Origin of the sequence: Proteus sp. fly-1008, assembly GCF_040140305.1 — a bacterium.
In the GTDB taxonomy this organism is placed as follows: Bacteria; Pseudomonadota; Gammaproteobacteria; order Enterobacterales; family Enterobacteriaceae; genus Proteus; species Proteus vulgaris_B.
The window spans coordinates 1-606 of sequence record NZ_JBEEWH010000056.1 but is presented as its reverse complement, the minus strand read 5'-3'; the positions used below and the strand labels follow the sequence as shown (position 1 = coordinate 606).

Annotated in this window: 2 tRNA genes and 1 rRNA gene; all 3 read right to left on the bottom strand. The window is 42.4% G+C overall.

Going from position 1 to position 606, the window contains the following annotated elements:
- Window positions 1–150: 150 nt before the first annotated feature.
- A tRNA-Ala gene (locus tag ABN256_RS19150) sits at window positions 151–226 on the bottom strand.
- Window positions 227–386: 160 nt separating this feature from the next.
- Window positions 387–463 (bottom strand) — tRNA-Ile (locus ABN256_RS19145).
- 71 nt (window positions 464–534) lie between these two features.
- Window positions 535–606, bottom strand: a 16S ribosomal RNA gene (locus ABN256_RS19140); the annotation flags it as partial.

The window sequence follows — 606 nt, the reverse complement described above, 5'->3', positions numbered from 1 at the left end:
TGAGATTTTGAGAGACTCATCAATATACCTCGGTGATATATTGATTTGTTTTCAATTTTTCAGCTTGTTCCAGATTGTTAAAGAGCAAAATAATTCGCAGTATACTATTGCTAATATACTCTGAATTATTATTTTATATTCAAGAGATTATGGTGGAGCTAAGCGGGATCGAACCGCTGACCTCCTGCGTGCAAGGCAGGCGCTCTCCCAGCTGAGCTATAGCCCCATAATGCATTCTTAATACCGTTTTTGTTACTCAGGTTTCTTTCTTATCGGATAACTTCCTTTAATTAAGAATTGAGCCAATCGTAGTGAGACAAGGCGTGGAAACACGAAGTTTACTCTAAGTAAACGAGTGATTTCACAACGCAGTATTCAATACGATTTGGTAGGCCTGAGTGGACTTGAACCACCGACCTCACCCTTATCAGGGGTGCGCTCTAACCACCTGAGCTACAAGCCTATACCGGTATTTCTGCTCGTTCTTCATCAGACAATCTGTGTGAGCACTGCACATAACACGTATCTCTTAGGTAAGGAGGTGATCCAACCGCAGGTTCCCCTACGGTTACCTTGTTACGACTTCACCCCAGTCATGAATCACAA